The following is a 6,824-nucleotide window of genomic DNA, read 5'->3' on the forward strand; positions in this document are numbered from 1 at the left end:
ACTACATCGCGCCTGGCAAGCCGATCCAGAACGCCTTCATCGAAAGCTTCAATGGGCGGCTGCGAGACGAGTTCTTGAATGAAACCCTGTTCTCGTCACTTTCTCATGCTCGCTCAGCGCTTTTAAACTGGCGCAGCGATTACAACGATTGCCGACCACACTCCGGCCTCGGCTGGCTGACCCCTGCCGAGTTCGCTCAGACCATCAACCCGCGACGTGATGCGGTGCTGCGCAGCCGAAATGGCTCCGCACCGCAACCCGCCGCTACCGCCCCAAATACAGCAACCAAAAACCGCTGGAGCGAACTCAAAATCGGATAAAAGTTGGGGGCAAGGTCAGGCGGGGCACACCGCCGAAGAAGGCGAACATGCGCACATGTGAGCCGACCCAGTCCGGTAAGGTCTGGGTCCAGGTCACCTCGGCGAAGGTGTAGCTCGATGCGCCGAGCACGCCAAGGAACAGCTCCGCCTCGCGGACTTCGCCAGTCTTGCGATCGACGATCGGCACCCTCTTACCGGAATAGTCGACGAAGACCTTGTCGCCGGCCGCATGCTCCTGGCGCATCGTCGGCGAAAGGCGCTGCTCGAACCCGCGGAACAGCTCGCAGAAACGGCTATAGCCATAACCATCGGGATGGACGCTGCGATATTCCTCCCACAGGATCAGCAGTGTCACGCCGGGCTTCTTCAATTCGATAGAGAGCTGTGCCCAGTTCGGCTCGTGACGTCGCCGTTGGCCCTGCTTGACGCCGGCGCGGGCGAAAAGCCGAGACTCAAGAGCATCGTCTGTCAGCTCTCCCGGCAATGGCCAGCTCAGCCCCGCCATCGCAGCCCGCTTCAGGTTATCCTGGACGGTGCTGCGGGCAACGCCGAGGATCACCGCAATCTCTCGGCTGCTTGTCCCGCTTCCGGCAAGCCGGAGCATCTGTCGTAATTGTCGCATGGTCAGCCTTCTCTTCGCTGGCATCAAACTCTCCTCGTGTAACGGGAGGCTTGATGCCAAAGTTGCTGACCCAAGGGGTATCTTCAGAGCCGGAAACCGGCCGGTCTTTGATTGGAATCGTGGCCGGCTTCAAATCGGAACGGTGGCCGGATTTTGATCGGAATGGTGGCCGGCTTCAGGTCGGAATCCGCAAATCGTCACACAAAAGCCCACTCCGCGGCCGAAGCCGTGTACCAGGGTCTTGCTTCATGATCATGGCGGGGCGGCACATTGATCGTGAGCAGGGTGTCTCAAAGCCGGTCAAATCCGCGGCTGCGAACGACTAGGGTCGATATTCCACTGAATCACGCGGAGTTGTCATGTGCAACGCTTCCTGTAGTAGTACCTGCCGCATCCAGATGCTCGCCTGATCCCTGTTGTGTAGGCTAGGCCACTGGACAGCTTGGGCGAATGGTGGAAGTGCCAGTGGAAGTTCGGCGACCCGCAGCGGCGTTGTTTTTGCGAAATGTTCCACCAGCCGTAACGGCATGGTCGCTATGCGATCGGTTCCCGACAGCAAAGGCGGGATTAGACTAAATCCCGGCACGACGACTTCGATGCGCCTCTTGAGACCGTGCTCAAGCAACAACCAATTCTCGATGGAGGGCTTTAGCGTACGTCCGAACTTAGCCTCAATATGACCCATCGATCCGTAGTTTTCGGAAGAAAGCTGCCGTTTTAACTGCTTGTTAGTGGGGCAACCTACGCAAACCAGCGTGTCGTCGAGCAGTTTCGCCTTTGGATGATCGCTCGACGCGAACAATTCCGGAAGGATCACGAAATCGACGTCACCGTACCGGAGAAGTTCATCGGGATCCTCAGTGAGAGGCAGCAACTCGAAGCCGATGCCAGGCGCCTCTCGCGCCAGCCGCTTCACGACTCTTTCAAAAAACACCAGCATTATGACGTCGGAAAGCCTGATCCTGAAGCGTCGCTGCGACTGAACTGGGTTAAACATATCCCAAGAAATGATGGAGAACTGGATGTGCAGCAGAGCATCGCGGACTGCGGGGGCGAGCGCTATCGCACGCGGAGTTGGGATAAGTTCGCGACCTCGCATCGTGAACAAGTCGTCGCCGAAATAGGTGCGTAGGCGGGCGATGGCGGCGCTCATGGCCGGCTGACTGAGGTTGATACTGCGAGCAGCTGCGGTAACGCTTCGCTTTGTCATCAGAGCATCGAGCGCTACGAGCAGATTAAGATCAAGTCCCTTAAAACGCATTATTTAATTCAACCAAAGCGTTTCTACCCTCATAGAACAGGTAGTTTTCAGTGATGTTACAGAGTGAGCGCCGTTGCCTTGTTCCCGCTGCTCAGAAGAACATGAGGGAGTGGAGCGCACTCCGTCCCGAGTACCGTAAAGAGCGTGGGACTATCCCACCACATTCGACACACCAAATGAGTGGTGCGTTGGACAAAACTTCGGCTTGCAGAGGCCTCTCCAGCGTGCTGATGAGAAAGGTGTGCAACCCGGACCCCGGCACTTTCGAGAGCTGACGTCGGTGACCAGCTGATCCCCGATAAGGGAGTGATCCTCCGGCTTGGTTAGCCTGTTCTTCAATGCGATATTGGTTTTGCGGGCGGTCTCAATTTCGGACGTGGTTTCCAATCTGCTGGGGTGCATCAGTGGCTCCGGGCAGTCCGCCGTTTTCGAGCCGATCTGGCACGCGGCTGTGGAACTCTTCGCCCATCGCCTCAATGAACCACTCCTGCGTGCCAGCAAAGACCTTGAGTTCGACCCTCTTTAGCGACGCCGACCTCCTCAACCCGATCGACGCGTCGGGTTAATGTCTCGGCAGCAGGATCAGGAGAGGACGACCCGCCCAGGATCACATTGTCTTGTGCGGGCGTGCCGCCTGGCTGGAACTTTCCTGAGTGCATCAATGGCATCTTTCTGATAATCAGACGAAGCGATGGCGGATACTAGTGCCGCATCGACCCGGTCGCGCTATGCAAAGTTCATATCCCGCCATGCGCTTGAGATATGGTTCTAAACTCTTTCCAGGATCAGTGCTGCCAGCCGACGAGTCCTGACCCACACATGGAGTAAAACGCCCGACCTCTCACTTTCGCAGAGGACGAATAGCTCCTGATTGAACCTTCAGGAGCTTGACATCGCGGACTGCAGACGGCAGGCGACACACCCGCGAAGCCTTTTTGTATGCCAGCTTGCTCCTAGTTTCTTAGTTCGCCGCGAATCGCCTCACTTCAACCGCGTCGGAACCAAACGTTGATCCGATGTGATGAGCCATTGATGCCAGACGTGCCCCACTCCACATTGGTTTCCGAAGAGCACCATTAAATCTGCGCCCAATATCTACTGCTGCTGTTAATCAGCCTGGCTGACAGAAAGCTGACGCGGAGGGGTTAGGGCGTTGTTCATGTACAGCCACAAAACTTCTTCCAGCGAATTTAGGATTGGGTAATAGTCATTCGCGCTAGTGTGTTCTGGATGTCCATCAGTGTTCGTCTCGCGATCCTTGATCGAACCGGAGCTCGCCGTTCAGCCTGAGTGGTTCATGTAACGGCAGAGCAGTGTGCGACGACAGCTCGACCCCCGAAGTAAATGTAGCGAAATGCATTCATGATGCAGATGCCTTCGATCCGAAGAATCGATTTGCTCAATCAGTTTCTCTTAAGGCAAAGGCTGATCTAATGAAGGTGTAAGGGCATATCAATGCGCAGAGAAATCGCAGGTGTATTTTTGGCATCATGGGCTCGCCGACCGGTGTATTTCTGCTCGTCAACAGACCTTCGCCCCCGCTATCACAGGTGTTTGGGTTACATGCTCCTTCGATTAGCCCTCGCAAGGAGCGGGTACGAATACTGCGATCAGTCGCGCGGTACTGCTGTCACCCCGGTCATAGTCCGCGGTGACGTGCTCAATTGGCTGTCCTGCCTTGATAGGAGAATGAAATGCGAACGTTGCTCGTGGATACGGATCTTACCCGCGCGGTCCGAGGCGCGCTCGGTGACGGCGGCTTTGCCGTTGATGTAGTTGGCACGCTGGAACAGGCGTCGAGCGCATTTTTTTCAGCGAGCTATGAAATTCTTCTGCTGGAGTTGGTACTGCCAGATGGCGATGGACTGGATTGGCTGAGGCAGCTAAGGAGCGACGGGTATTCAGTTCCTGCCGTCATTATGAGCAGGCTCGACGATCTCGAGAAACGAATTTCGGTATTCAATAGTGGCGCGGACGATTTTCTCCGTAAACCCGTCTCTACGGATGAGCTCATCGCCAGAATGCGGGCCCTTCTGCGCCGATCGACACAGATCACTTGCCCCATCATTGAATTTGGCAACCTCCACTTCGATCCGATCGGCCGACAGGTGTCGGTTGACGGTCATCCGTTAATGATCGCACGTCGCGAACTATGCATTCTAGAGCATCTGCTTAACCGCGCGGGTCGCATCGTGCCGCGTGCGCGGTTGGAAGATCAACTCTATTCGTTCAACGACGAAGTTTCAGGCAACGCGCTTGAAGCCGGAATCTACCGCTTACGCGGGTATCTCAGTAGGTCAGGTGCCACGTTGCGGATCAGGACCGTGCGCGGCATTGGCTACGTTCTTGAATTGACTGACGCGTCATCAGCATAGTCGAATTTGAAGGAAGGACTGCCTTGAAAGCCACTCCAACTGGTCATGCTAGCGCCGATCGATGGCCGACCCCCATCGTCGGTTCAAGGCCAACTGTTCCATACTGGAGCAATCTTCTCTACGCGCTCGTTCTGTTGTCGCCTATGTCCGCCGCTGCCGAAAACAACGGGGATGAAGCGGTGCCTCGTGCCGCTCCCAACAGCATCAACGCCACGCTGAACCTTTCCTCTTCGCTGGGCAAGACAGTTCATTTGCCCGCGCCAGCCGCGACCATCTTTGTGGCCGACCCAACAATTGCTGATTATCAGGCACCCTCCAATAGAACGATCTTCGTCTTTGGCAAGAAGTTCGGTCGGACCAGCCTATTCGCTCTGGACGAAAATGGCGAGGCTCTCGCCGAGTTGCATGTTGTAGTAACGCAGCCGATCGGGGATTTGCGTGCCATGTTGCGAGACCAGGTCGGCGACTACCCGATCCACGTCAGCTATACGCCACGCGGCGCAATCCTCAGCGGTACAGCGCCCAATGCCGAAGTCGTTGACATTGCAAAAAGAGTTACTGAGCAATTTCTCGGTGACGGTGCGCCGATCGTCAACAATATCAAGGTCGCCGGCTCTTTGCAGGTTAATCTCAGTGTGCGCGTAGCGGAAGTCTCCCGCAGCAGTCTGAAGGCACTCGGCATCAACTTGTCCGCCTTCGGTCAATTCGGCAATTTCAAGGTGGGTGTGTTAAACAGAGGTGCTGGACTTGGTTCGGCAACTGGTAGCGGCGGTACAGCAGAAATCGGATTCGACAATGATGCTGTCAGCGTCGGCGCGGTTCTCGACGCGCTTGCTAAGGAGCACATAGCTTCCGTCTTGGCTGAGCCGAACCTCACTGCTATGTCGGGTGAAACTGCCAGCTTCCTCGCCGGCGGCGAATTTCCCATTCCTGTCCTGCAGGAAAATGGGCAAACCTCGGTGGAATTTCGCCGCTTCGGCGTCAGTCTTGAATTCGTACCAACTGTTCTCGACAACAACCTAATCAACATTCACGTAAAGCCGGAAGTCAGTGAACTATCGTTACAAGGTGCCGTTCAAGTCAACGGGATCGCCGTGCCGGCAGTTTCCACGCGGCGTGCCGATACAGTCGTCGAGCTCGCGAGCGGGCAGAGCTTCGTGATTGGCGGTCTCATCAGGCGTAACGTCAACAATGATATCAGTGCATTTCCCTGGCTTGGCCGAATACCCATCCTTGGCGCTCTGTTTCGTTCGTCCTCGTTTCAAAAGGAGGAGTCGGAATTGGTTATTTTGGTTACGCCTTACATCGTCAGGCCAGGCTCCAACCCCAACCAAATGAGCGCACCCACGGACCGGATGGCTCCGGCTTTGGGCACTCCGCCGCGAGCCCGCGCTGCTATCAGCACCGACGCGCCAAGCGTCAAGGGCGATCTCGGCTTCATCATCGAATAGTGTTGCCGAATGACGTTGCGGATCATAGCTCACCTGCTCGCTTTGACAGCAAGCCTAGCAGGCTGCACAAGCACTGCACCGATCTATGTCGAGCAATCGACACCGATTTTTGTCCGACAGGAGTCCACCGTCTTGAAGTTGGAGAGCCTTCACGCTTCCGAACAGCAGCGTCTTCTTGCCTTCCTATGGAAGGCCAGTCGCGGCCGGAGGGATGCCCTTCACCTCGTTATCAGCGGGTCGTCCCGGCTCAGCGCAGAGGCAGTCCATCAAGCCAGACAGATGGGCATCGGCGCTTCCAACATCCATTTGCTTGACCAAAATGACCGCGGGCAGCTGCGGGTAGAGGCCGTTGTCTATCATGCCCTCCCTCCAATCTGCCGGTCGCTTTCCAGCCAGTTACTTAATGACGAATTCTTCGACCAGCCGATCGGCTGTTCGACGAGCCATAATCTGGCAGTAATGATCAACGATCCGCGCGATTTGCTCGGCAATAGATTTGTCAAGCCCAGCGATGGTGATCGGGCGGCCATACCAGTTACCACCTACAGGACCTCGACGGGTAAAGGTGGCTTATGAGCCAGGAACGCGACTGTTCCCGATGATCGCTTCATCCGGGTTGGGTGTCCCCTCAACGCACTCGATTCGCATGAGCGGCGCGGCGCTCCCGACTTACCGCGGTTGCAGTCACTTAGAGTGTGGCGAGATCGGATGGGATGATGATGTGGACGCCCCCGCGCCGGCGGTTGCCGCTATGATGCCGGCCAGTTACCCGCAGCAAAAGAGGAGCGTTGACAA

At 56.4% G+C, this 6,824-nt stretch carries 7 protein-coding genes; 5 read left to right on the forward strand and 2 right to left on the reverse strand.

Features of this window, described 5'->3' with window-relative positions; all coding sequences use genetic code 11:
• On the forward strand, window positions 1-320 hold a 320-nt coding region (locus tag AU381_RS00440; RefSeq protein ID WP_156528515.1), incomplete at its 5' end, for an integrase core domain-containing protein.
• Here AU381_RS00440 and AU381_RS00445 read toward each other — a convergent pair.
• Window positions 307-879, reverse strand: coding sequence for a transposase (locus AU381_RS00445; RefSeq protein WP_244425039.1), 573 nt, complete (start codon window positions 877-879; stop codon window positions 307-309). The genes AU381_RS00440 and AU381_RS00445 overlap by 14 nt on opposite strands.
• Window positions 880-1,264: 385 nt before the next feature.
• The gene (gene nodD2 / locus AU381_RS00450) at window positions 1,265-2,203 is read right to left on the reverse strand and encodes a transcriptional regulator NodD2 (RefSeq protein ID WP_064240014.1); all 939 of its coding nucleotides are present in this window, start codon (window positions 2,201-2,203) and stop codon (window positions 1,265-1,267) included.
• 319 nt (window positions 2,204-2,522) lie between these two features.
• On the opposite strand from nodD2, the gene AU381_RS00455 reads away from it, so the two are divergent.
• The 4 genes from AU381_RS00455 to AU381_RS00470 all read left to right on the forward strand — a co-directional run bounded on the left by AU381_RS00455 (window position 2,523) and on the right by AU381_RS00470 (window position 6,605).
• A complete protein-coding gene (locus tag AU381_RS00455) occupies window positions 2,523-2,729 on the forward strand; it encodes a hypothetical protein (protein WP_014857541.1) in 207 nt (68 codons plus the stop codon).
• Window positions 2,730-3,897: 1,168 nt separating this feature from the next.
• Entirely contained in the window at window positions 3,898-4,578 is a 681-nt protein-coding gene (locus tag AU381_RS00460; protein ID WP_014857543.1) for a response regulator, read from the forward strand.
• Between the two features lie 23 nt (window positions 4,579-4,601).
• Window positions 4,602-6,029 carry a type II and III secretion system protein family protein gene (locus AU381_RS00465; protein WP_014857544.1) on the forward strand — a complete coding sequence of 476 codons (1,428 nt, stop codon included), beginning with the start codon at window positions 4,602-4,604 and terminating at the stop codon, window positions 6,027-6,029.
• Window positions 6,030-6,038: 9 nt separating this feature from the next.
• Window positions 6,039-6,605 carry a CpaD family pilus assembly lipoprotein gene (locus AU381_RS00470; RefSeq protein ID WP_014857545.1) on the forward strand — a complete coding sequence of 189 codons (567 nt, stop codon included), beginning with the start codon at window positions 6,039-6,041 and terminating at the stop codon, window positions 6,603-6,605.
• The last annotated feature ends 219 nt before the right edge of the window (window positions 6,606-6,824 follow it).

This window comes from Sinorhizobium glycinis, assembly GCF_001651865.1.
GTDB lineage: Bacteria > Pseudomonadota > Alphaproteobacteria > Rhizobiales > Rhizobiaceae > Sinorhizobium > Sinorhizobium glycinis.